Origin of the sequence: Gordonia sp. UCD-TK1, from assembly GCF_001691435.1 — a bacterium.
In the GTDB taxonomy this organism is placed as follows: domain Bacteria; phylum Actinomycetota; class Actinomycetes; order Mycobacteriales; family Mycobacteriaceae; genus Gordonia; species Gordonia hongkongensis.
Map to the genome: position 1 here is coordinate 1 of NZ_LZMP01000020.1, position 23,328 is coordinate 23,328.

Genomic DNA, 23,328 nt, shown 5'->3' on the forward strand with positions numbered 1-23,328 from the left:
GTCCGCGGCGCCCACCGAGACGAGCTGCCGGTACGCAGCGGCGACCGTGTTGCGGTTGACTCCCAACTCGGTTGCGAGTTCACGGATCGGCGGCAACGAGTCGCCCGGTCGCAGACGACCGGAGACGATGGCGTCTCGCACGCTCTGGACGATGGCCTGCACCGTCTGCCCGGTGATCACGACGCTCACCACGACCTCCCTGCTGATCAAGATCACGTTCTTTTGTCCTAGGACAAATGCTACGGTGGTCGCACGGCACCGAGATCAGGAGTTGTGCGCCATGAACCGAAGTCCCGAATCCGCCCGTCCGGCCTGGGTGCGCCAGGTCGCCTACTGGTACGGCGGGCGACTGCCCGCGTCGATGACGGACTGGGTGCGCAACGACCTCGCCGGTCCCGGTGCGTCCGTGCGGATGGTCGCCCGGTGGTCGATACCGTGCATCCTGCTCCTGCTGCCGATGTTGTTCGTCCCCGCCCCGTGGGGAGTGCGGATCACCATGACGATGCCGATCCTGCTGTCGTACCTGTTCTTCTCCATCGCCCTGAACCGGGTCTACCGTCGCTACCGACTGGTCCAGCACGGACTGGACCCCGAGCTCGTCAACGCCGTCGATCGTGTGAAGAACGCCGACCTGTACGCCGAGTACCACCGGAAATACCGCGGCGAGAACGGCCGGCCGGTGTCCGTCTCCCGGTAGGGGACCAGGCCGCGTCACGGTTGCTCAGCCCCAGCTCGGCAGCCAGATCTGCTGCCGCCACAGGCCGGGCGAGATCGGGGAAGCGGTGAGGATCGGCCACAACCACACGAAGTTGGTGACGACCAGACCCACGTAGATCGCCACCACCATGATCGCGAGGGCCCGACGCTCGGGCCGGGCGCGGGCAGTCGCCGCAGCCGAACGCAGCAGGTCGCCGCAGCACAGCGCGAGGCCCATCACCAGGAACGGCGCCAGCACGGTCGCATAGAAGAAGTACATCTGCCGGTCCAGGGCGAGGAACCACGGCAGGATCCCGGCGAGGTAGCCGACCAGGACCGCCGCGTACCGCCAGTCACGCCGCACGATCCACGACCACAGTCCCCACAGCAGCATCGGCAAGGCCAGCCACCAGAGAGCCGGTGACCCGATCAGCATCTGCGCGCGCACGCACTCGCCCGCGCCGCACTGGTCGGGACCGTTCTCGAGCGCGTAGAGCATGGGGCGCAGGCTCATCGGCCACGTCCACGGCTTGGACTCCCACGGATGCTGGTTGCCCGCCGAATTGGTCAGCCCCGAATGGAATTCGAGGATTCCCGACTCGTAGTACCACAGCGATCGCCAGGCGCCCGGGACCCAGGCGAACGGTCCGTCGGTACCGATCGTGTTGCCCACCTGATAGCGGTAGACGGCCGTCTCGCTGTTGAACCAGGGCAGGTAGGTCAGGAAGTAGATGACGACCGGCATCACCGCGAGGCTCGCGCCGCTCGGTACGACGTCGCGCACCAGGGTGCCCACCCAGGGGCGCTGCACGTGGTACGCCCGGCGGGCGGCGACGTCGAAGCCGATCGCCAGTGCGGTGAAGAAGATGACGTAGTAGATGCCCGACCACTTGGTGCCGCAGTTGAGCCCCAGCATCACGCCGGCGACGAACCGGTACCACCGGAAGCCGAGGCGCGGCCCGAAGGGACTGTCGGCGATGCGGCCCTCGCGGTACACGCGGTCCATACGCTCCCGGACCTGGTCGCGGTCGGCGACGAGCGCGGCGAAGGTGGCCACGATGAACAGCGTCTGGAAGATGTCGAGCATGCCCATCCGCGACTGCACGAACAGCACGCCGTCGCAGATCGCGAACACACCCGCGATCGCTCCGACGAGCGTCGAACGCGTGAGCCGACGAACCGCACAGTAGATCAACACGACGATGAGGACGCCCGAGATGGCCGGTGCGACGCGCCATCCGAGCGGTCCGTAACCGAAGACCGCCTCCGAGGCGGCCAGCATCCACTTGCCGACCGGCGGATGCACGACGAGGCCGTACGCCGGGTTGTCCTCGATCCAGTTGCCGCCGGTCAGCACCTGCCAGCCCTGCGGGACGTAGTGCTTCTCGTCGAAGACCGGTGTGCCCTTGTCAGTGGGGTGGGTCAGGGCCCAGAAGCGGGTGATGGTGGCCAGCAATGCGATGACCACGCCGACGAGGAGTCCACGCCCGCGGTCGGGGGCACCGAAGAGCGGTGCGGGCACGTCCGGGCCCAGGCGAGGTGGCACCCGATCGATCCTAGTGGTCCCTCGTAAGCTGGCTGTCGATGAACGCCGCCCAGTCCGACTCGCCCCAGCTCGACGACGATACGACCGTGTCTCCTGACGCCACCGGGGGCGCCGATCCCGGTCCCGGTCACTCATCGGACGCGCGCGGCCGGCTGGTGTTGGCGGCCACCCCGATGGGACAGGTCGACGACGCCTCGCCGCGTCTGCGTGCGGCGCTGCGGACCGCGGACATCGTCGCCGCCGAGGACACCCGTCGCGCCCGTGCGCTGGCCGCGGCGCTCGATGTCGAGATCGGCGGACGGTTGGTCAGCTATTACGACCAGGTCGAGGCCGCTCGGACGCCGGGTCTCGTCAGCGCGATCGCCGAGGGGCAGACCGTACTGCTCATCACCGACGCCGGGATGCCGTCGGTCAGCGATCCCGGGTACCGCGTCGTCGTGGCATGCGCGGACGCGGGACTACCGGTCACGGCACTGCCCGGGCCGTCGGCGGTGACGACGGCCCTCGCGGTGTCGGCACTGCCCTCCGAGCGGTTCTGTTTCGAGGGGTTCGCTCCCCGCAAGCCCGGCGCACGGGCCGCGTGGCTGCGTGAACTGGTGTCCCAGCCCCGGACCGCGGTCTTCTTCGAATCACCGCACCGGCTCGCCGACACGCTGGCGGCCGCGGCCGAGATCCTCGGTCCGGACCGTCGCGCGGCGGTGTGCCGTGAGATGACCAAGACCTACGAGGAGGTCCGGCGCGGCGGACTCGCCGAACTCGCGGAATGGGCGAGTGGGGGCGTCCGCGGCGAGATCACCGTCGTGATCGCGGGTGCCGTCGCGGCCGAACCCGTCATCGACGACCTCGCCGATCGAGCCGAGGAACTCGTGGCCGACGGCATGCGCCTCAAAGACGCCTGCGCCGCGGTCACGCAGGGTTCCGCTGCCTCTCGACGCGACGTCTACCAGCAGGTGCTYGAAAGACGTCGAGCTGATCCGGGCTGACGCGCAACTCCACCCGCGGCGCGAGGCGGTAGGGGCGGCTCGAGACGAGCGCGCCGACCACCCGGCGCAGCCGCGACAGTTCGGCGCGCACGCTCACCGTGTGGCCGTCGTCGCCGAAGAGCAGCTGGCTCAACCGCTGTGAGGTGAGGCCCTGCTCGCCGGCGTCGGCGAGCAACAGCAGGATCTGGGCGTGGCGACGGGTCAGGACGGTGCGCCACGGTTCACCGTCGCCGGTCACCGTGACCGTCGGCTCACCGTCGAGGGAGAGCTCGGCCAGGACCGGGCCGGACGGACCCGCCGGACGCACCAGCCATCCGCGGCCGAGACGTTCGACCACACAGATCCCCAGTCCCGGCACGAACTGACGCATGTCGTCCGTCGGCACCGCGACGCGCACGGGCGGGGTGCAGCCGCGTCCTTCGGCCACCCACCCGTCGTCGTCGATGAGCAGTCCCGGTCCGTGCAGGCCGGCCAACTGCGCCTGGCCGGTGAACCGGAGTTCGGCGAGCTCTCGCTGGTGGGCAAGGGTGATCTCGTGTTCGCCGAGTGCGGCCAGCGCCGAGGTGAACGCCGATGCCGCCGGCTGCATCTCCATGGCCGGGCCCGCCAGGCCGGCGATGGCGATCATGTCGCCGGTGCGGTGGTCGTGCACCGGCACCGCGGTGCAGAAGAGTCCGTGCAGCGAACTGTAGTAGTGCTCGGCGCCGAACAGCCGGGTCGGGCGCTGGAGATGAACCGCGAGGCCCACCGCCGTGGTGGCGGTGGAGTTCTCGTCCCAGCGGCTGCCCTCGACGAGGTCGAGTCGATCGGCCTCCGGGAGAACGGACGCGGAACCTCCCCGCCACAGCAGCACGCCGTCCGCGTCGAACACGCCCAGGGTCATCGACGCGTCGTCCGCGGACTGGGCGAACAGCCGCTGCAGCGGCTGCACCGCGTCCCGCAGCGGGTGCGTGGCCCGGCGCGTCTCGAGTTCGTCGTCGGAGATGTGGCCCGGATTGTGCGTGTCGACGGTGGACCGGTGTCGACCCGACCGGACACGGCCCCATGATTCGACGACATCCTCCGGGACCTCGGCACGTGGGGTGCCGCCGGACATGAAGGCATCGTGGTCACGGCGCAGATCACGATCGAGCACCGCGAGATCGGTGGACGACCGGATGGGCACAGTCATGGCGAAATCGTACCCAAAGCGGCACTCGATCATGCCGATCCGCGCGACCCCACGATGCTCGCGGCCTTGTCGAGGCACTCCTGCCATTCCCGAGCCGGGTCGGAATCGATGGTGATCCCACCGCCGACACCGAGGGCGATGGCCCCGTCGGGTGCGATCTCCACGGTCCGGATGGCGACGTTGAGATCGAGGGCGCGGTCGGGTCCGGCCATGCCGATGGCGCCGCAGTACACGCCGCGGGCATCGGCCTCCCAGTCGTCGAGCAACTCCATCGCCCGCAGCTTCGGGGTGCCGGTGACCGACGCCGGCGGGAACGTCGCCGCGAGAACGGCGTCGTTGCCCGTGCCCGGTGCCACGATGGCCTCCACCCGCGAGACGAGGTGCCAGACGCCGGGGGCGGGCACGACCGACAGGAGCTCGGGTACCCGCACGCTGCCGGTCACCGCGATGCGTCCCAGATCGTTGCGGACCAGGTCGACGATCATGATGTTCTCGGCGATGTCCTTGGCCGACGCCGCCAACGCGTCGGGGTCGGCGTGCGCGGGCAGGGTGCCCTTGATCGGCGACGACGTGATGATGTTGCCGGTCCGGCGCAGGAACGTCTCCGGCGACAGGCTCGCCACTGTTCCCCAATCGCCCTGTAGGAAAGCGGCTTTCGCCGGTGCGGTGGCGCCCGCGAGTTCGGTGAAGAAGTCGACGGGGTGGCCGCCCAGCGTTCCGGTGAAACGGGTGCACACACAGGCCTGGTAGACCTCGCCGTCCCGGATCGCGTCGAGACACCTCGCGATGGCGGCGAGGTGCGGAACCCGCTCCGGAGCATGCCATTCCGTCGCCGACGATCGGGTGGTGGCGCTCGGCCGGGCCGAGGAACGGTCGCCGGCGGCACGGACGGTCGCCGTCGCCCAGTCGGGGATGCCGGTGCCGACGGGCTCCCATCGGCCGTCGCGGAGCACGAGCACGCCGTCGGTGTGCCCGCCGGCGTTCGCCGGCAACGACGCCTCGTCCGGCCGCACCGGGAACCCGAGGTAGCCGAACCAGAACCGGTCGGGATCGTCGGGTGGGAGGCAGCCGGGCGTCAGTGCGACCGACGGTGCGATGACCGCGTCGGCGTCGTACCAGTCACCGATCAGCGCGGCCGGTGGCGGCAGGCGACGGGCGGCGGTCTCGGCGTGCAGTGCGCGGAGCACGTCGAGCGCAGGCGCTGCCGCGACCGGGCCGGGCAACGCAGATCCCACCCCGTTCGACGCGACCATACGGAGTGTGCGAGGTCAGTTCTCGTATCGCGGGAACACCGGAGTCGGCTTCGGCAGCACGGTTCCGGGTTCCAGCCGGCTCGCGACCGCGGTGAACTGACGATCGTCGTCGGCGACGAGCAGGTCGAGGATCTTGTTGGACGACTCCGGCATGACCGGCTGGCTCAGGAGTGCGACGATGCGCACGACCTCGGCGCAGACGTAGAGAACCGTGCCGGTGCGCTCGAGATCGGTCTTGGCCAGCTTCCACGGTTCCTGTGCCGAGATGTACCGGTTGGTCTCGGCCAGCGTCGCCCACAGGGTCTCCAGGGCCAGGTGGATGGCCTGGTTGTCGATGTGGGCCCGCACGGCGTCGAGCAGGGAGTCGGCACGCGCGAGGAGCGCGGTGTCGACGTCGGTCAGTTCGCCCGGTGCCGGCAGGGTGCCGTCGAAGTACTTGCCGATCATCGACAAGGTGCGCTGGGTCAGGTTGCCGAACTCGTTGGCGAGGTCGGCGTTGATACGCGACACGATCGCCTCGGCGGAGTACGAACCGTCCTGTCCGTAGGACACCTCGCGGAGGAAGAAGAACCGCACCGGGTCGAGCCCGAACTCGTCGATGAGGTTCTCCGGGTCGACGACGTTGCCGACCGATTTGCTCATCTTCTCGCCCTTGTTGAACAGGAATCCGTGCGCGAACACCCGCTTCGGCAGTTCGACGCCGGCGCTCATCAGGAACGCGGGCCAGTAGACACAGTGGAACCGGATGATGTCCTTGCCGATGATGTGCAGGTCGGCCGGCCAGAAGCGTGCGAAGGCGTCCGGGTCGTCGACGAATCCGACGCCCGTGAGGTAGTTGGTCAGGGCGTCGACCCACACGTACATGACGTGTTCGGGATGGCCGGGCACCGGGACGCCCCAGTCGAAGGTCGTGCGCGACACCGACAGATCGGTGAGACCCCCCTTGACGAAACTGATGACCTCGTTGCGCCGGACGTCGGGGCCGACGAACTCCGGCTGGGACTCGTAGAGCTCCAGCAGTTTGTCCTGGTATGCCGAGAGCCGGAAGAAGTAGGTCTCCTCCTCGGTCCAGGTGAGCACGTGTCCGGTGTCGGTCGCGACGCGGTCGCCGGACTCGTCGACCCGGGTGTCGGCCTCGGCGTAGAAGGTCTCGTCCCGGACGTCGTACCAGCCCGAGTACTTGTCCAGGTAGATGTCGCCGCGGTCGCTCATCCGCTTCCACAGTTCCTCCGACGCCCGCTTGTGGTCCTCGTCGGAGGTGCGGATGAAGCGTTCGAAGCTGGACCCGAGGCGTTCCTGCAGGGCCTGGAATCGGTCGGAGTTCCGCTTGGCCAGTTCCGCGGTGGGGATGCCCTCCGCAGCGGCGGTCTGCTGCATCTTCTGCCCGTGGACGTCGGTACCGGTCAGGAACCGGACGTCGAACCCGTCGAGCCGCTTGAACCGTGCGAGCGCGTCGGCGGAGATGTACTCGTAGGCGTGCCCGATGTGCGGAGCGCCGTTGGGGTAGGCGATCGCGGTGGTGATGTAGTACGGGCGTCCGCCGCCGTGGGACGCGCCGGACGGATCAGGGCTGGTCAGATCGGGTGCCATAGTGCCCAACAGACTACCGACCGCGCGCGACCGGACCCAATTCCGGTCCGGCCGATTCGGTCGGTTCACACCCACCCCTTTTCGGTGAACCCACGGCCCGGTGTGGACGTGGGTTCACCGAAATGGAGTGGGTTTGCGGCTCATGGAACCTGGCGCTCAGTCCACCGGCCGCTGGTCCAGAATCACGACCGCTGTCCGGGCGACCATGTCGTCGGCATCATGGATGTACACCTGTAGCGCCGAAGTCGATGCGGTACCGGGGATTTCGGCGAGCGCCTGCACCAGCCTCGATCGGACGGCCGCGTCGGGGTCGGCGCCCAGGCGGTCGACGAGCAGGTCGACGATCCGTTCTCGATGTGCCTCGTGGCCGGCGAGGATCTCGGCGGCCTCGACGTCCCGGTCGCCGGCTGCGATGAGCTCGACCAGTGCATCGACCGCAGCGGCGACGCCGCGACGCCCGAGGGTCAGGGCGGCGATGCGTCGGACCACGGTGTCGGGGTCGTCGAGCAGGCCGCGCAACACCGTGGCGACCTCCGGGGTCTCGTCCATGGCGGCGAGGGCGGTGACCGCTCGGCGTCGGATCGACGGGTCGGGGTCCGACGCGCTGGTGGCGAGACGCTCGATGCCGCCCGGCCGCTGCGCGAGGGCCCAGCGCAGCGCGCCGGCGACGTTGGGATCGGTCTCGGCCAGCAGCGCGTCGGCCAGCGAATCCCCGGACACGCCCACCTCCCCGGCGAGCAGTGCGGCCTGCTGACGAAGGGCCGCATCCTCGGACTGGACGGCACGGAGCAGACCGATCACGCCCAGCACCGACGACCAGTCCGAGGGACCCGTCGCCCGGACATGTTGCAGGCGCTCGAGGAGCTGCGCGTCGGCGGCCATCCTCGCCTTCGTGTCGTCGACGAGCCGGTCCATGAGCGAGTCCGGCGCGAACTCCGGGTCGTCGAGCGCGAGTCCCACCTCCCGCAGCGACAGTCCGAGCGAGCGGAGACTCTCGACGTGCATCAGCCGTTCGAGGTCGGCGTCGGAGTATTCGCGATAACCGCCCGACGTCCGGCCCGTGGGCCGGACGAGGCCGAGCGAGTCATAGTGGCGCAGCATCCGGTTGCTCAGACCGGTATGCCGCGCCACCTCGCCGATCAGCACCGTTACGTACCGTCCTCTGGCTCGATCGCCGACGAATTCTCCGCCGCGGCATCGCTGTTCACCAACCGTGTCGCGTACTCCAACGCAGCGGCGAAGTCGCTGTCCGGGTCGTCGATCAACCGCTCGGTGGCGGCCACGTGTGCCCGTACCGTCAGATCGCCGCGCCTCTTCGCGGCGGTCAATGGTCCGGCGGCGAAGCCTCCGAGCCCGGCCAGGGCACGGCTGAGACTCCGCTGCACGTCCGTGCTCCCACGACCGAGTTCGCCGGCCAGTTCGTTCGCGAGCCAGGTCTCCCGCCCGGACGGGACCAGGCCGACGGCGGTCCGCCACGCGGCGCGCGCCACCTCGTCGTCCGTGTCGTGCAGGAGCGCGAGGGTGATCGACGTCCACGCCGATCGATCCCCGATCTTCGACAGGGTGTGCAGGGCCTGGGCCCGCGCCTGTGGGGACGCCGACCCCAGCTCGGTCACGAGTCCGGGAACCGTGAGATCGGCGGGCAACCGCGTGAGGGCCCAGGTCAGCATGTCCCGCACGAAGAAATCCGGCTCGACGCCGCAGCGTCGGATCAGCTCCTCGGCGTAGCCGGGATGCGGGTTGCTGCCCGCCGCCATCGCGGCCCGCAGCCTCGTCGAGGCGTCGTCGGCGGCGAGCGCCGCCAGCAGGGCAGGGTCGGACGCGTGGGTTGTCTGGTCGGTCATCGTCGACCACCTCCTTCGCCACCCATCTGAGCGCTTGACACAGTGAGAAGGTCAAGCGCTGAGATGTAGTGGTGTGTCTCGGAAATAAGCGACTGGTCTCCGGCGCTCGATCGGTGCCTGGCTGCGTTGTCGTCGGTCGAGATAGCTCCGCTATCCCTCCCTCCTCCGCCTTGCCAGACCACCGATCGCTCCACCGGATACCGGCCACCTATTTCCGAGACACACCACTAGATCTCCCGGCGATACGGTTCGCACCCCGGCGGGGCCTTCGGTGGTTCGCGGTATTCCAGCTCCGGAATGTGCATGGTCATCGGCGCGGACTCGAGTGTGAACTTCTCGCCGTGGTGCGCCAGGTCGATCGGCGGGCCCGACAACAACCGGTACGTCGCATTGTCCTTGTCGACGGCCACCACGATCTTCGAGTCCCGGATGATCATGCGGAAGGACATGTAGGTCAACCGCTTCGGCAGCCGCGGTGCGAACGTGATGTTCCCGCCGAAGTCGCGCATACCGCCGAAACCCGCCACGCAGTCGGTCCAGGCACCGGCGAGAGCCGCGATGTGCAGGCCACTGCTGACGTTGTTGTGCAGGTCGTGCAGGTCGGTGAACACGGACTCGGCGAGCAGGTCGTAGGCGAGATCGGGGTAGCCGACCTCGGCGGCGGTGACCGCCTCGCAGCAGGCCGACAGCGACGAGTCACGAACGGTCAGTGGGTAGTAGTAGTCGAAGTTGCGCAGCTTCTGCTCGGGCGTGAAGGCGTCCCCGAACAGGTAGGTCGCGAAGACCAGGTCGGCCTGCTTGACCACCTGCTTGCGGTAGAGGTCGTAGTACGGGTAGTTCAACAGCAGCGGATAGCGTCCCACCGACGACTCGAAGTCCCAGGCGCCCAACAACGTGAACGACTCACACTGCTGGTGCACGCCGAGCGCGTCGTCGAAGGGGATCGTCATGTCGTCGGCGCACGCTTCCCAGTGCGCCGCCTCGGCGGTCGTGACCCCGAACTGCTCGGCGAGATCCGGACGGCGATGCACCGCCGCCACGGCGTCGCGCAGATTCTGTTGCGCCGCCAGGTTGGTGAAGGTGTTGTTGTTCACGACGGCGGTGTACTCGTCGGGACCGGTGACCCCGTCGATGCGGAACTTACCGTTCACATCGTGGTGCCCGAGGCCGGCGAACAGCCGGGCGGTCTCGACGAGAAGTTCGACGCCGCATTCGGTTTCGAACTGCTCGTCGTTGGTGGCCCGCAGATAGCGCGCGGTGGCGTTGGCGATGTCGGCGGAGACGTGGACGCCCGCGGTGCCCGCGGGCCAGTACCCCGAACACTCGTCGCCGTTGATCGAGCGCCACGGGAACATGGCCCCGCGTTGCCCCAGTTCGGCGGCCCGGGACTTCGCTTTGTCCATGGTGGAGTGGCGCCATCGCAATTCCTCGCCGGCGGCGGCGGGCACGGTGTAGGTGAGCATCGGGAGGATGAAACTCTCGGTGTCCCAGAAGGTGTGACCGTCGTAGCCGGGGCCGGTGAGACCCTTGGCCGGGATCGCGCGGGACTGACCGCGCGCGCCGGCCTGCAGGACATGGAACAACGCGAAGCGAACCGCCTGCTGCAGTTCCGGATCGCCGTCGAGTTCGACGTCGGCGTCGCGCCAGAAGTCCTCGAGGTACCGGACCTGGTCGGCCTTGAGCGAATCCCAACCGGTCTCCATCGCCATCGCGAGGGCCGCGTCGACCTGGGCGCGCAGCGCCGGCACCGAGCGTCGGGCCGACCAGCCGTACCCCATGTACTTGGTGAGGGTGAGACTCTTGCCCTTCGGCACGTTGGCCGCGATGGTGAGCCGGGCCAGGTCGCCGTCGGCGCGGATGAAGGTGTCGGCCTTGTCGGGGAAGTAGATCTCGTGGTCCATGCCGGCCGCCATGTGCAGGCCGGACTTCTTGGTGTGGTGGACCAGCATGCCCCAGTAGTTGCGACAGGTGGCGAGGTCGGAGACAAGCGGGGCGTCGAGTGCCGCCGCCAGGCGCGGGTCGTTGCCCGGTGCCGGAACCGGCTCGTTGGCCAGGAGATCGGACTGCAGAACGAGTTTCATGTCCTCGTCGACCGGCTCGACCTCGTACCGGATCGCGGCGATCGTGCGTTTGGTGAAGGACACGAGGCGTTCGGACTTGATGCGGACCTTTCGGCCGGTGGGTGAGGTCCACACCGTGTGACGACGCAGGGTGCCGGTCCGGAAGTCCAGCGTCCGCTCGTGCTCCTCGGTACGCCCGTACCGAAGGTCCATCGGCTCGTCCTCGACCAGCAGCCGGATGATCTTGCCGTCGGTCACGTTGACGACGGTCTGTCCGGATTCGGGATATCCGTAGCCGCTCTCGGCATAGGGCAGGCCGCGCAGCTCGTAGAAGCCGTTGAGGTACGTGCCGGGATGATCGACCGGCTCACCCTCTTCGAAGGACCCGCGTAAACCGATGTGCCCGTTGGACAGTGCGAACAGCGTCTCGGTTCGGCCCAACATGTCCAGATCGACGCCACCGCGCCACTTCAGCTGCCACGGATGGATCTCGAAGCCGAAGTCGTGGCCGTGCTCGGCGGTCATGCGGGGAGCAATTCGACGAGGTCGTTCACGACGATGTCGGCGCCGGCGGCACGCATCGCCTCGGCCTGGCCGCCGCCGACCCGGTCGATGCCGACGACGTAGCCGAAGGCTCCCGCGCTGCCGGCCGCGATGCCGGAGATGGCGTCTTCGAAGACGACCGCCGCGGCGGGCTCGACGCCCATCAGTTCGGCGCCCAGGAGGAACGAGTCGGGTGCGGGTTTGCCCTTCAGGCCTTTCGACACGATGTCGAGTCCGTCCACCCGGACCTCGACGAATTTCGACAGGTCTGCCGCATCCAGCACTGCTGCTCCGTTCTTCGAGGAGGTCACCACGGCGATCCGGAGACCGGCGTCGCGCGCCGCCTCGAGATATCGCACGGACCCCGGATAGGCCTGCCCGCCGTCCTCGGCCAGGCTGACCAGGAACATGTCGTTCTTACCGTCTCCGATCGCGGTCACGGTCTGCGCGTCGACATCGTCGATTCCGCGAGAGGCGAGGAAGGCCCGGACGCCGTCCTCACGGGGACGTCCGTCGACGTAGTCCAGATAGTCCTGATCGGTGAACTCGACGAAATCGGCGTGGTCTGCGCCGCCCGCACGGGCGGCGAGAAAGGCGTCGAACGCCTTCTTCCACGCCTTGCGGTGGAGCACCGCGGTCTCGGTGAGAACCCCGTCGAGGTCGAACAGTGCGACGGTGATCGAATCTGGCAATCCCAACACGCTTCGCCACGCTACCCGTCCCGGGCGACTCCGGCGCGATTTGCGTGGCCACCCCGGGCGTTTTCTGCCGGCCGCGGGCGCGCGATCGCACGCGTCGTCCCGGACAGCGGTTCGTCCGGCGACGCCTGCGCGCCCGAAAAGGCTTTGACCGGGCGACAACTGGAGGTGAGACGATGGTCCGATGACCCGACGATTCGCTCAGATCGATGTGTTCTCCGCTACCGAGACCGGTGGTAACCCGGTTGCCGTGGTGCTCGATGCCACCGACATCCCCGACGACCGGATGGCCGCGTTCGCGCGCTGGACGAACCTGTCGGAGACGACCTTCGTGCTGCCGCCGACCGACCCTGCCGCCGATTACCGTCTGCGCATCTTCACCCCGGACGGCGAGCTGCCGTTCGCCGGGCATCCAACCCTCGGCTCGGCACATGCCTGGCTGACGACGGGCGGCCGGCCTGCGGGGGAGGACATCGTGCAGGAGTGCGGCGTCGGCCTCGTGCGACTGCGGCGCTCTGGTGCACGGCTGGCCTTCGCGGCGCCGCCGTTGCGGCGGTCCGGACCCGTCGACGCCGCCGTCGTCACCGAGGTCGCCGCGGCGCTGCGGGTCGACACGGCCGAGGTCCGCGCGGCCGAGTGGGTCGACAACGGGCCGGAATGGATGGTGTTGCAACTCGAATCGGGCGAGCGGGTGCTCGAGGTGACCCCGGACATCCCTGCCCTCGGCGATCACAAGGTCGGATTGTTCGGGCGGTACGGCTCGGGGGACGGAGAGGTCTTCGGCGAGGTGCGCGCGTTCGTTCCGGGCATCGGGGTACCCGAGGACCCGGTGACGGGCAGTCTCAACGCCGGAATCGCCATGTGGTTGCGTGCCACCGGGCAGGCGCCGGCGTCCTACGTCGCCGCGCAAGGTGCGGCGCTCGGTCGGGCCGGCCGCATCCACGTCCACGACGACGGCGAGCACATCTGGGTCGGCGGCGACACGACGACGGTGATCGAGGGCACGGTGACGCTCTAGTGGTGTGTCTCGGAAATAAGCGACTGGTCTCCGGCGCTCGATCGGCGCCTGGCTGCGTTGTCGTCGGTCGAGATAGCTCCGCTATCCCTCCCTCCTCCGCCTTGCCAGACCACCGATCGCTCCACCGGATACCGGCCACCTATTTCCGAGACACACCACTAGCGATGTCGGACCGCACCGGATGGTGTCGGCGCGCTGTGCCAAGGTGGGTGCCATGAGCGACGCCCCTGGCGACCCGGACAAGGGTGATCCCGAGACGAGTGGCGGCGAGACCCTGAGCAACAAGGCTGCCAAGAAGCGACGTCGACGCGAACCGCCACCGGACCCGGCGCCGCTGCCCGGCCTCGTCGACGCGCACACCCACCTCGCTGCATGCGGCGGACGCGACGCCGAGACGGTCCGCGCGATCTGCGACCACGCGCTGGGCGTCGGCGTCGGCCATGTGGTCACCGTCGCCGACGACATGGTCGATGCACGGTGGGCGGTCGCCGCCGCGGAGTGGGACGTTCGCGTCTACGCGGCGGTGGCCCTGCACCCGATGCATGCCGGCGATCTGAACGACGAGACCGCCGCCGAGCTCGAGCACATGGTGCGTCACCCGCGAGTCGTCGCGGTGGGCGAGACCGGGCTCGACTATTACTGGCCCGGAAAGTCCGACGACTGTGCGTCGCCCGAGGTGCAGCACGAGACGTTCCGCTGGCACATCGACCTCGCGAAGCGGGTCGGCAAGCCGCTGATGATCCACAACCGCGAGGCCGACCGGGATCTACTCGACGTCCTGGCCGCGGAGGGCGCCCCGGAATCCGTGATCATGCACTGCTTCTCCGGTGACCGAAATGTTGCACGCGAATGTGTCGAGCGTGGGTTCATGCTCAGTTTCGCCGGCACTGTGAGCTTCGCCAACGCCGATGAGCTCCGGGTCGCGGCCGAGTTGGTCCCCGACGACCAGATCCTCGTCGAGACCGACGCGCCGTTCCTGACCCCGCATCCCTACCGTGGCCAGCCCAATCAGTCCTATTGTCTGCCGTACACAGCCCGGGCCCTCGCGGCCGTGCGTGGCGTGGCGGACGAGGAGATGGCTCGCATCCTCGGGGCGAACGCACGGCGCGTCTACGGCATCCCTTTGCCATAATCTGGCCGGTTCGTTATCGTACTGTGATCCAGCTGGCCGATGTGCTGATCCACTCGGCCGGCGTGGTGCCAGTGTTGCCTATCAGGATGTCGTGCCCTTGTCTTCTCTGCCCAACCCAGAGCTGCAAAACCCCGAACTGTCGAACCCGGAGCCGTCCGCTCCGACATCGTCGGGTTCGGTGTTCGCCAAGATCAACGGCTCGAAGTCGTTGCGTGTCCGCGTCGCCGTCGGCGCCGTGTGCGCCACCGTCGCGGCCGGCGGGGTCATGGGCGTCAGCATGCACAAGAACGTCGCGATCGACGTGGACGGCGACATCCGGCACGTGTCCACCATGGCGATGTCCGTCGAGAGTCTCCTCGAGTCGGAGGGGCTGGCGCCCGCCGACGGTGACAAGGTGAGCCCGGCACCCGACTCGGGCTTCGGCGACGGCCAGACCATCAAGGTCAACAAGCTCAAGGAACTCACCCTCGACATCGAGGGCAAGCGCGAGACCATCGTCACCAACGCCTCGACCGTGGACCAATTGATGGCCGAACGCGGACTGACCCACGCCGCCGAGGAGACCGCCTTCGGCGAGGAACTGCCGGTCGACGGCGGTCAGATCGAGGTCGCGCTGCCCAAGCCGGTGAACCTCGTCGACGGACCGGCCCGCAAGCGCCCGACCGTCGCCGCGCATACCGTCAAGGATCTGCTCGAGTCGCTCGGCACCCCGCTGGGCGCCGAAGACAAGGTCACCCCGGCCGCCGACACCAAGATCACCCCGAACCTCAAGATCGTCGTCACCCGGATCAAGACCGAGGACGTCACGCTCACGGAACCGGTCGCCCCGCCGGAGGTCAAGAAAGAGGACCCGACCCTCGTCCGCGACCGCAAGGTCGTGGAGAAGAAGGGCACGCCCGGCGAGGCGCGTGTCACCTACAAGGTGACCACCGTGAACGGCCGGGTCGTCAAGCGCGACAAGCTGACCAGCGAGGTGCTCAGCGAGCCCGTCGCGGCCACCGTTCGCATCGGCACCAAGCCGGGTGCGCCGTTCGTGCCGCCGGGGTCGGTGTGGGATGCGCTCGCCGCGTGCGAGGCGACCGGCAACTGGGCGATCAACACCGGCAACGGCTTCTACGGCGGCGTCCAGTTCGACCAGAACACCTGGGAACGCTGGGGCGGACTCGAGTACGCGCCGCGCGCCGACCTCGCCACCCGCGAAGAACAGATCGCCATCGCGAAGAAGACCCAGGCGGTCCAGGGCTGGGGCGCATGGCCGTCCTGCTCGTCCAAGCTGGGCCTGCGCTGATCAGCGACTCGACAGCGGGTTCACCCGACAGCGCGCCCGACGAGGCTCCGCGTCTCCTCGGGCCGGCACAGATCAGGGAGCTCGCGGCGGAGGTCGGCGTCCGGCCGACCAAGACTCTCGGACAGAACTTCGTCCACGACGCGAACACCGTGCGAAGGATCGTCGCGGCATCGGGGGTCGGGCCTGACGACACCGTCCTCGAGGTCGGGCCCGGGCTGGGCTCGCTCACCCTCGCCCTCCTCGGGACGGCGGGCAGGGTCGTCGCCATCGAGATCGATCCGGTGCTCGCGGAACGTCTTCCGGCGACGATCGCGGAGTATGCCCCGAGTCGGCAGGGCAACTTCGAAGTCATCCTCGCCGACGCGCTACAGGTGACGCGCGACGACCTGCCGGTGGTCCCCACCGCTCTGGTCGCGAACCTGCCGTACAACGTGTCGGTGCCGGTCCTGTTGCACCTGCTCGGACTCTTCCCGGAGATCACCACCGCCCTCGTGATGGTGCAGGCCGAGGTCGCCGACCGCCTCGCCGCCGGCCCGGGCAGCCGCACCTACGGGGTGCCGAGCGTCAAGGCGCGCTACCACGGTCGCGTGAGCCGGGCCGGTGCGGTGGGGCGCAACGTCTTCTGGCCCGAACCCAAGGTGGAGTCGGGTCTCGTCCGCATCGAACGAACCGACGACCACTCGACCGATCCCGTTGTGCGGCAACAGGTGTTCGCCGCGATCGACGCTGCATTCGCCCAGCGACGCAAGACGATGCGCTCGGCGCTGGCCGGCTGGGCCGGTTCGGCGGCCGAGGCCGAACGCCGGCTCCGTGAGGCCGGTATCGATCCGGGTGTGCGGGGCGAGAAGCTCGACGTCGACGACTTCGTCCGCCTCGCTCGCACGACCTGATCTCGACGCCGGGTCGCTGATCGCGGGAGACCGCGGCTCGTCGTGGGGGCGGGCGCAAAACCACTCGCCGTCGGCGGGGAGAGGCTCGTACCGTGTTGTGCATCCACAGCATCGACGACGAGGTCCGACATGGCTCCACCACAGACTCTGACGACGCCGAGGCTGCGGCTGCGCGCACCCGCCGACCGTGACATCGAACCGATCTTCCGCGCCTGCCAGGACCCGGACATCCAGCGCTTCACACTGGTCCCGGTCCCGTATACGCGTGCGCACGCCGAACATTTCGTCCGCGACATCGCCCCGGCCGCCGGGTCGTCGGTGTGGACGATCGAGATCCCCGTCGGTGAACTCGTCGGCACCATCGGACTGCGAACCGTCGAGAAAGGCGTTGCGTCACTGGGCTATTGGTGCGCGCCGTCGCATCGGGGCCATCGCTACCTCACCGAGGCGCTCGCCGCGGTCCTCGACCACGCCTTCGCCGACCCCGCCGACGGCGGAGCCGGGTTCGATCGCGTGATCTGGCGGGCGCTGGTCGACAACGTGGCCTCGGCGCGGCTGGCGGCGTCGGCCGGCTTCCGCTACACCGGCCGACGCCCCGAGGACGAGATCGATCAGCTCCCGTCGGGTCGCCACGTCGGCGATGTGCACACCGCCGTGCTGCGGGTGGGCGAAGACCGCACCCCGCAGTCCTGGAACCTCGAGCAATCGGACTCAGTTCGACGCGGCGCGCAGTTTCTCCAGTAGCTCGGGAGCGGCGTCGCGCAGGAACGCATCCTGGGTGTCGCCCCCGATCTGCACCAGCGCGATGTCGGTGAACCCCGCCTCCCAGAAGGGTTTCACCGCCTCGACGATCTGGTCGAGGTCCGGGCCGCAGGGGATGTTGCCCGCGACGTCGTCCGGCGTGACGAACTGCGTCGCTGCGGCGAAGCCCGCGGTGGTGCGCAGGTCGGCGTTGACATCCCACCCGCCGGCGAACCACCGGAACTGATCGTGGGCGCGCTCGATCGCCTTGTCGCGGTCGGGATCCCAGCTGATGGGGATCTGCCCGATCGCGCGGGACCGCTGCCCGTCGACGGTCGGGGTCGACGAATGTTCGTTCCACGCCTTGATGAAGTCGGCGTCGGGTTCGACGGCGATCAGGTGGTCGGCCAGTGGCCCGAAGGTCTCGATACCCGCATTGCCCGCCACTGCGACGCCGATCGGGACGGGCTGGTCGGGCAGATCCCAGATCCGGGCGGCGTCGACCTGGAAGAACTCGCCGCGGAAGTCGACGAGCTCACCGGTGTGCAGTTTGCGGATGATCTCGATCGCCTCGGCGAGCATGTCCTGGCGGTCGGCGACCGAGGGCCAGCCCTCGCCGACGACGTGCTCGTTCAGGTTCTCGCCCGAGCCGAGGCCGAGAGTGAAGCGACCGTCGGCGAGGATCTGCAGCGTCGCAGCCTTCTGCGCGATGATCGCCGGGTGGTAGCGGATCGTCGGGCACGTCACGTAGGTCATCAGGTCGACCCGCTCGGTCGCGTGGGCCACGGCTCCCAGGACCGTCCACGCGTACGGTGCGTGTCCCTGGGCCGAGAGCCACGGGAAGTAGTGGTCGCTCGACACCTCGAAGTCGAAGCCGGCGTCTTCGGCGCCGACGGCGTACCGCACCAGCTCTTTCGGGCCTGCCTGCTCGGTCATCAGGGTGTAGCCGAAACGTGTTGCCATGGAGGTCTCCTCTGCGAGATGGGTCGCTTCGGTGTAGCCATGAGTCATGGGTCCGAAACCCGGGACGCTCGAGACGGTGGTGCCCGGACGACGGACGTTCGACGACGGGGCGCGGTTCTCGACCCCGGAAACGAGGCGCAGATGCCAGACCAGAACGCGGATGGGTCGGTCGACACCGTGCTGCTCGATGTCGACGGTACGCTCGTCGACTCCACCTACCTCCACGCATTGGCGTGGATGCGGGCCTTCGCTGCTCACGACCTGATCCCGCAGTGGTGGCAGGTGCACCGGGCGATCGGCATGGGCGGCGACCGTCTCGTCGGCGAGCTGCTCGGCGACGACGTGGAGGAATCGCTCGGTGACACCTTGCGCGACGAGTGGGAGGACGCCTATCGCGACCTGCTGCCCGACGTGCGGCCCCTGCCCGGCGCGGCCGATCTGGTGCGGGGACTGCTGGACGCCGGCTACCGGGTGGCGCTCGCGTCGTCGGGCAAGTCGGAGTTCACCGACGCCGCCCTCGAGTCGATGGGATTGTCGCGGAACGACTTCGCCGCCGTGACCACCTCGGACGACGCCGATTCGTCCAAACCGGCGCCCGACATCCTGTCGGTCGCCCTGGACGAGGCCGGCGGCGGTAAGGCCGTCGTCGTCGGCGACACCGTGTGGGATGTGGCCTCGGCGCATCGCCTGCCGGCGGAGTGCGTGGCGGTACGGTCCGGTGGATTCGCGGAGGGTGAGTTGCGCGACGCGGGCGCGGTGCTGGTCGTCGAGCACGTCGGTGAACTCGTCGACCGCGGCTGGCGCCCCTGATCGACGGCGGCTGGATCGCCGGACCGACCGCATCGGTGGGCGCGGGGCCGACGCCGGGGCGCTAGGCTGGATCATTGTGTCGCGAACGTCGCTGTCGGTGGTGTCGGACTCCGTCACCGCGCGGGCTCCGTCGAAAGTCAATCTGCACCTCGGGGTCGGTCCGCGCCGCGAGGACGGCTACCACGACCTCGTGACCGTCTTCCAGGCGCTGTCCCTGCACGACGACATCAGGGTCGCCCGGGCCAACGAGATGAGCATCACGGTTCGTGGCGAAGGCGCCGGGTCGGTCCCGACGGACGAGTCCAACCTGGCGGTCCGGGCGGCGCTGGCACTTGCCGAGTGGGCGGACCGTCCCGGCAAGGTCGCGATCGACATCGACAAGACGATCCCGGTGGCCGGGGGCATGGCCGGTGGCAGCGCGGATGCCGCCGGGGCGCTGGTCGCACTCGCCGCCCTGTGGAAGCTCGACATCGGCCGCGACGACCTCGCCGCGATCGCGGCGGACCTGGGCAGCGACGTCCCGTTCGCGTTGCACGGCAACACCGCCCTGGGTACCGGACGCGGGGAGCGGCTGATGCAGGTCCTCTCCCGCGGTGACTTCCACTGGGTGCTCGCGCTCGCACGCGACGGACTGTCCACGCCCGCGGTGTACCGCGAACTGGATCGGCTGCGCGACAGCCGTTCCGGAGAATGCGCCACCGACGACGAGCGGGACCTCCTCCGCCGCCCGGACGAACTCATGCAGGCTCTGGCGTCCGGTGACCCGCATGCGGTGGCGCCCCTGCTGCACAACGACCTACAACCGGCGGCGCTGTCGCTGCAACCCACCCTCCGCCGGACCCTGCGTGCCGGAATCGACGCCGGAGCACTGGGCGGCATCGTGTCCGGCTCCGGTCCGACATGCGCCTTCCTGTGCGSCGACGAGACCGGCGCGGTGAACGTCGCCGCCGAACTGTCCGGCGCCGGCGTCGCCCGGTCGGTCCGCACCGCCAGCGGTCCCGCCGCCGGTACGCGCGTCCTCGGAGCCGACGTCCGCCACTGATCGCCTACGGTTGCCTGATGTCCCGCAGACCCTCCGCAGTCGTCGCCCCACTGCTCGCGGTCAGCGCAGTCGTCGCTCTACTGCTCGCGCTCTGCATCGTCACGGCCGGCCCGTCGACGGCCGCCGCACCCGCCGACGGTTTCGTCTTCACCACCTCCGAGGTTCCCGACGACGAACTCCCGTCGGCGGCCGGTTCGGGCACCCGCCTCACCTATGCGACGCGCGATCAGAACGGCCGCCCCGCGATGTCGAGCGGCGTGTACTGGGTGCCGAAGGGTACGCCGCCCGCTGGTGGCTGGCCCGTCGTGTCCTGGGCACACGGGACGGTCGGCCTGGCCGACGAGTGCGCGCCGACCCTGCACCGGCTGGGCGACGGCGTCGAGGCCCCGGTGCGCGCGGCGCTCGACGCCGGTTTCGCGGTCACGGCAACCGATTACGCGGGGCTCGGGTCGGCGGGGGAGACCGAATACCTCGGCGGTCGCGCGGCGGCTCACTCGGTGATCGACATGATCCGCGCGGCGCGCTCGGTCGACGCCTCGCTCGGATCACGCTGGGTGTCGACCGGGCACTCCCAGGGCGGCCACGCTGCGCTGCACGCGGGCCGTCTCGCCGCGGAATTCGCACCGGAACTGCCGGTCGCCGGCATCATCGCGATCGCCCCGGTCTCGTCGCTGGACAACCTGTTCGGTCTGTTCGGTCCCCGCGTGCCCGGCCTCGGCGCGCTCAATGTGCTGAGTGCGCCGTTCCTGTTCACCCTCGCCGGCCTCGACCACGCGAATCCAGAACTCCGCGTCGCCGATTCCCTGACGTCGGACGGCAAGCGTTTTCTCGACCGCGCGCGTGCCCGGTGCAACGGGGATCTCGTGGATGCGTTGCGGTCGGTGCCGCCGGGCTCACTCGTGGCGTCGTCGTTCACTGCGGAGCAGGACTTCCGGGACGCCCTGCGGGAGTACGCCGAGGTGCCCGTCTCTGGCTACCCGGTGAAAGTCACGCTCGCACATGGTCTTCTCGATCCCGTGCTGCCGTACCCGCTGAGTCGTTCGCTGCGGTCCGCGATGCGCGACGCCGGCACGGATGTGGACCTCAAGACCTACGCGCGGGCCGATCACAGCGGCGTCGTCGACGAGTCGCTGCCGGACGTGCTGGCCGCGATCCGGGAGTCGTTCGGCCGTTGAGGTCGGGCCGACCGGTTCTCGCGGAGTCGATCACTCGACGCTCTCGCCGAGTTCCATCCAGCGTTCCTCGAGTTCCTCGAGTTCGGATTCCATGCTGCGGATGCTCTCCGTCTCCGCGGCGAGGCCTTGGTAGTCGGACTGATCATGGTCGGCGAGCGCGGTCCGGGCAGCATCGATCTTGCTGTGCAGCTTGTCGATCCGACGCTCGAGCGAGGCGAGCTCCTTGTTGGCCGCGCGCAGCTCGGCGCCGCTGAGGGTGGAGCCCGACACGCCGCCGTTCCCCGAAGCTGTGGCGCTCGTACCGGATCCGCCCGATGTCGATCCGGAACCCGACGTCTTCGCCTGTGCCGAGCGGAGTCTCAAGAACTCGTCGACGCCGCCGGGGAGGTGGCGGAGCCCGCCGTCGAGGACGGCGAACTGCTGATCGGTGACCCGCTCCAGGAAGTACCGGTCGTGCGAGACGACGATCAGCGTGCCGGGCCACGAGTCCAGCAGGTCCTCGAGCGCGGCGAGCATGTCGGTGTCGAGGTCGTTGGTCGGCTCGTCGAGGATCAGCACGTTCGGCGCGTCGAGCAGGATGAGCAGCAACTGCAGCCGCCGCTTCTGCCCGCCCGAGAGGTCGCGGACCGGGGTCGAGAGCTGCGCGCCGTCGAAGCCGAGCCGCTCGAGCAACTGCGACGGCGACAGTTCCTGTGCCTTCGACCCGGAACCGAAGGTGTACGTGGTCTGCAACTGCGCGATGACCACCCGCACCGGGTCGTCGAGGTACCGGTCGAGGTCGTCGAGGCGTTGGGTCAGGGTGGCGACCTTGACCGTCTTGCCGCGTTTGACCCGGCCGCCGGTCGGTTCCACGGTTCCGGCGATGAGGCCGAGCAGCGTCGACTTGCCCGCGCCGTTGACCCCGAGTATGCCGGTGCGCTCACCGGGCGCCAGCCGCCACTCGACGCCGTCGAGGACGGTGCGGTCACCGTAGGAGACCGACACGTCGAGCAGGTCGACGACGTCCTTGCCCAGACGAGCGGTGGCCAGTGACTGCAGGGCGACCGTGTCGCGGACCGGTGGGACGTCGGCGATGAGGGCATTGGCCGCGTCGATGCGGAACTTCGGCTTCGACGTCCGGGCCGGCGCGCCGCGGCGGAGCCAGGCCAGTTCCTTGCGGGCGAGATTCTGTCGTCGTGCCTCGATCGCGGCGGCCTGCCGGTCCCGTTCCACCCGCTGCAGGATGTACGCCGCGTAGCCACCCTCGAAGGGTTCGACGATGCGGTCGTGGACCTCCCAGGTGACCGTGCACACCTCGTCGAGGAACCACCGGTCGTGGGTGACCACCAGCAGTCCGCCGGCGTTGGCCGGCCAGCGTCGCTTCAGGTGGTCGGCGAGCCAGGTGATGGCCTCGACGTCGAGGTGGTTGGTCGGCTCGTCGAGCGCGAGGACGTCATGCTCGCCCGCGAGGAGTCGTGCCAGCGACACGCGGCGGCGCTGACCACCCGACAACGAACTGGTGGGCGCTGTCCATTCGACGTCGCCGAGCAACCCGCCGATGACGTCGCGGACCTTCGCGTCGCCCGCCCATTCGTGTTCGGGACGGTCGCCGACGACGGCGTGCCCGACGGTCTCGTCGTCGTCGAAGACGTCTACCTGGTCCAGCACGCCGATGCGGACGCCGCCGCGGACGGTGACGCGACCGGAATCGGGTTGCATCCGTCCGGCGAGCATCGCCAGCAGGCTCGACTTACCGTCGCCGTTTCGGCCCACGATGCCGATCCGGTCGCCCTCGTTGACCCCGAGGGACACCGACTCGAAGACCTTGGTGGTCGGGTATTCGAGGCCTAGGGTTTCCGCGCCGAGTAGATGAGCCACCCGACAAACGCTAGTGGGTGACCGGTCT

21 protein-coding genes are annotated in these 23,328 nt (G+C 69.1%); 10 read left to right on the plus strand and 11 right to left on the minus strand.

Annotation, left to right across the window (positions count from 1 at the left end; genetic code table 11):
- Positions 1 to 189, minus strand: a 189-nt coding sequence (locus A9310_RS12410; protein ID WP_139104607.1) for a GntR family transcriptional regulator, incomplete at its 3' end; no start/stop codon positions are given.
- Between the two features lie 91 nt (positions 190 to 280).
- On the opposite strand from A9310_RS12410, the gene A9310_RS12415 reads away from it, so the two are divergent.
- Positions 281 to 697: a DUF5313 domain-containing protein gene (locus A9310_RS12415; protein WP_065630882.1), complete on the plus strand. Its 417-nt coding sequence runs from the start codon at positions 281 to 283 to the stop codon at positions 695 to 697.
- 24 nt (positions 698 to 721) lie between these two features.
- On the opposite strand, the gene A9310_RS12420 is transcribed toward A9310_RS12415, so the two are convergent.
- Positions 722 to 2,242, minus strand: coding sequence for a dolichyl-phosphate-mannose--protein mannosyltransferase (locus A9310_RS12420; RefSeq protein ID WP_254661246.1), 1,521 nt, complete (start codon positions 2,240 to 2,242; stop codon positions 722 to 724).
- Between the two features lie 38 nt (positions 2,243 to 2,280).
- Between A9310_RS12420 and rsmI the strand changes: the two genes are divergently transcribed.
- A complete protein-coding gene (gene rsmI / locus A9310_RS12425) occupies positions 2,281 to 3,225 on the plus strand; it encodes a 16S rRNA (cytidine(1402)-2'-O)-methyltransferase (protein WP_065630929.1) in 945 nt (314 codons plus the stop codon).
- Here the strand turns inward: rsmI and A9310_RS12430 are convergent.
- The 7 genes from A9310_RS12430 to A9310_RS12460 all read right to left on the minus strand — a co-directional run bounded on the left by A9310_RS12430 (position 3,149) and on the right by A9310_RS12460 (position 12,387).
- The gene (locus A9310_RS12430) at positions 3,149 to 4,396 is read right to left on the minus strand and encodes a helix-turn-helix domain-containing protein (protein ID WP_065630928.1); all 1,248 of its coding nucleotides are present in this window, start codon (positions 4,394 to 4,396) and stop codon (positions 3,149 to 3,151) included. The genes rsmI and A9310_RS12430 overlap by 77 nt on opposite strands.
- A gap of 29 nt (positions 4,397 to 4,425) precedes the next feature.
- The gene (locus tag A9310_RS12435) at positions 4,426 to 5,649 is read right to left on the minus strand and encodes an aminodeoxychorismate synthase component I (RefSeq protein ID WP_065630883.1); all 1,224 of its coding nucleotides are present in this window, start codon (positions 5,647 to 5,649) and stop codon (positions 4,426 to 4,428) included.
- 15 nt (positions 5,650 to 5,664) lie between these two features.
- Positions 5,665 to 7,239 (minus strand): methionine--tRNA ligase, encoded by a 1,575-nt coding sequence (metG, locus tag A9310_RS12440; protein ID WP_065630884.1) that lies wholly within the window; start codon positions 7,237 to 7,239, stop codon positions 5,665 to 5,667.
- A 156-nt stretch (positions 7,240 to 7,395) separates the two neighbouring features.
- On the minus strand, positions 7,396 to 8,385 hold the full coding sequence (locus tag A9310_RS12445) for a HEAT repeat domain-containing protein (protein ID WP_065630885.1): 990 nt from the start codon (positions 8,383 to 8,385) through the stop codon (positions 7,396 to 7,398).
- Positions 8,386 to 8,387: 2 nt separating this feature from the next.
- Entirely contained in the window at positions 8,388 to 9,083 is a 696-nt protein-coding gene (locus A9310_RS12450; protein WP_065630886.1) for a HEAT repeat domain-containing protein, read from the minus strand.
- Between the two features lie 227 nt (positions 9,084 to 9,310).
- A complete protein-coding gene (locus A9310_RS12455; RefSeq protein WP_058251451.1) occupies positions 9,311 to 11,668 on the minus strand; it encodes a glycoside hydrolase family 65 protein in 2,358 nt (785 codons plus the stop codon).
- A complete protein-coding gene (locus tag A9310_RS12460) occupies positions 11,665 to 12,387 on the minus strand; it encodes an HAD family phosphatase (protein WP_058251450.1) in 723 nt (240 codons plus the stop codon). Before A9310_RS12460 ends, A9310_RS12455 begins: the two co-directional genes overlap by 4 nt.
- A 181-nt stretch (positions 12,388 to 12,568) precedes the next feature.
- Between A9310_RS12460 and A9310_RS12465 the strand changes: the two genes are divergently transcribed.
- The 5 genes from A9310_RS12465 to A9310_RS12485 all read left to right on the plus strand — a co-directional run bounded on the left by A9310_RS12465 (position 12,569) and on the right by A9310_RS12485 (position 17,456).
- The gene (locus A9310_RS12465; RefSeq protein WP_065630887.1) at positions 12,569 to 13,402 is read left to right on the plus strand and encodes a PhzF family phenazine biosynthesis protein; all 834 of its coding nucleotides are present in this window, start codon (positions 12,569 to 12,571) and stop codon (positions 13,400 to 13,402) included.
- A gap of 214 nt (positions 13,403 to 13,616) precedes the next feature.
- Positions 13,617 to 14,534 carry a TatD family hydrolase gene (locus A9310_RS12470; protein ID WP_065630930.1) on the plus strand — a complete coding sequence of 306 codons (918 nt, stop codon included), beginning with the start codon at positions 13,617 to 13,619 and terminating at the stop codon, positions 14,532 to 14,534.
- A gap of 136 nt (positions 14,535 to 14,670) precedes the next feature.
- Complete coding sequence (locus A9310_RS12475; protein ID WP_205333112.1) at positions 14,671 to 15,822, plus strand: resuscitation-promoting factor; 1,152 nt, start codon at positions 14,671 to 14,673, stop codon at positions 15,820 to 15,822.
- The gene (gene rsmA, locus A9310_RS12480; RefSeq protein ID WP_065630888.1) at positions 15,786 to 16,712 is read left to right on the plus strand and encodes a 16S rRNA (adenine(1518)-N(6)/adenine(1519)-N(6))-dimethyltransferase RsmA; all 927 of its coding nucleotides are present in this window, start codon (positions 15,786 to 15,788) and stop codon (positions 16,710 to 16,712) included. Before A9310_RS12475 ends, rsmA begins: the two co-directional genes overlap by 37 nt.
- A gap of 129 nt (positions 16,713 to 16,841) precedes the next feature.
- Positions 16,842 to 17,456, plus strand: a complete 615-nt coding sequence (locus tag A9310_RS12485) for a GNAT family N-acetyltransferase (RefSeq protein WP_065630889.1) — start codon at positions 16,842 to 16,844, stop codon at positions 17,454 to 17,456.
- Here the strand turns inward: A9310_RS12485 and A9310_RS12490 are convergent.
- Positions 17,424 to 18,416: an LLM class F420-dependent oxidoreductase gene (locus A9310_RS12490; RefSeq protein ID WP_058251659.1), complete on the minus strand. Its 993-nt coding sequence runs from the start codon at positions 18,414 to 18,416 to the stop codon at positions 17,424 to 17,426. The two genes, A9310_RS12485 and A9310_RS12490, sit on opposite strands and share 33 nt — an antisense overlap.
- 141 nt (positions 18,417 to 18,557) lie before the next feature.
- Here A9310_RS12490 and A9310_RS12495 point away from each other — a divergent pair, with 141 nt between their 5' ends.
- From A9310_RS12495 to A9310_RS12505, 3 genes are all read left to right on the plus strand, one after another.
- Positions 18,558 to 19,226, plus strand: a complete 669-nt coding sequence (locus tag A9310_RS12495; RefSeq protein WP_065630890.1) for an HAD family hydrolase — start codon at positions 18,558 to 18,560, stop codon at positions 19,224 to 19,226.
- Between the two features lie 76 nt (positions 19,227 to 19,302).
- A complete protein-coding gene (locus tag A9310_RS12500; RefSeq protein ID WP_065630931.1) occupies positions 19,303 to 20,268 on the plus strand; it encodes a 4-(cytidine 5'-diphospho)-2-C-methyl-D-erythritol kinase in 966 nt (321 codons plus the stop codon).
- A 17-nt stretch (positions 20,269 to 20,285) separates the two neighbouring features.
- A complete protein-coding gene (locus tag A9310_RS12505) occupies positions 20,286 to 21,443 on the plus strand; it encodes a lipase family protein (protein WP_065630891.1) in 1,158 nt (385 codons plus the stop codon).
- 30 nt (positions 21,444 to 21,473) lie between these two features.
- Here the strand turns inward: A9310_RS12505 and A9310_RS12510 are convergent, their stop codons facing one another.
- Positions 21,474 to 23,300, minus strand: coding sequence for an ABC-F family ATP-binding cassette domain-containing protein (locus tag A9310_RS12510; protein ID WP_065630892.1), 1,827 nt, complete (start codon positions 23,298 to 23,300; stop codon positions 21,474 to 21,476).
- Positions 23,301 to 23,328: the final 28 nt, after the last annotated feature.

Bases quoted from the DNA above. Each gene is read 5' to 3' on its own strand.
- A9310_RS12415 (WP_065630882.1), top strand. From the start codon at position 281: ATGAACCGAAGTCCCGAATCCGCCCGTCCGGCCTGGGTGCGCCAGGTC.
- A9310_RS12435 (WP_065630883.1), bottom strand. From the start codon at position 5,649: ATGGTCGCGTCGAACGGGGTGGGATCTGCGTTGCCCGGCCCGGTCGCG.
- metG (WP_065630884.1), bottom strand. From the start codon at position 7,239: ATGGCACCCGATCTGACCAGCCCTGATCCGTCCGGCGCGTCCCACGGC.
- A9310_RS12450 (WP_065630886.1), bottom strand. From the start codon at position 9,083: ATGACCGACCAGACAACCCACGCGTCCGACCCTGCCCTGCTGGCGGCG.
- A9310_RS12455 (WP_058251451.1), bottom strand. From the start codon at position 11,668: ATGACCGCCGAGCACGGCCACGACTTCGGCTTCGAGATCCATCCGTGG.
- A9310_RS12465 (WP_065630887.1), top strand. From the start codon at position 12,569: ATGACCCGACGATTCGCTCAGATCGATGTGTTCTCCGCTACCGAGACC.
- A9310_RS12470 (WP_065630930.1), top strand. From the start codon at position 13,617: ATGAGCGACGCCCCTGGCGACCCGGACAAGGGTGATCCCGAGACGAGT.
- rsmA (WP_065630888.1), top strand. From the start codon at position 15,786: ATGGCCGTCCTGCTCGTCCAAGCTGGGCCTGCGCTGATCAGCGACTCG.
- A9310_RS12485 (WP_065630889.1), top strand. From the start codon at position 16,842: ATGGCTCCACCACAGACTCTGACGACGCCGAGGCTGCGGCTGCGCGCA.
- A9310_RS12490 (WP_058251659.1), bottom strand. From the start codon at position 18,416: ATGGCAACACGTTTCGGCTACACCCTGATGACCGAGCAGGCAGGCCCG.
- A9310_RS12495 (WP_065630890.1), top strand. From the start codon at position 18,558: ATGCCAGACCAGAACGCGGATGGGTCGGTCGACACCGTGCTGCTCGAT.
- A9310_RS12505 (WP_065630891.1), top strand. From the start codon at position 20,286: ATGTCCCGCAGACCCTCCGCAGTCGTCGCCCCACTGCTCGCGGTCAGC.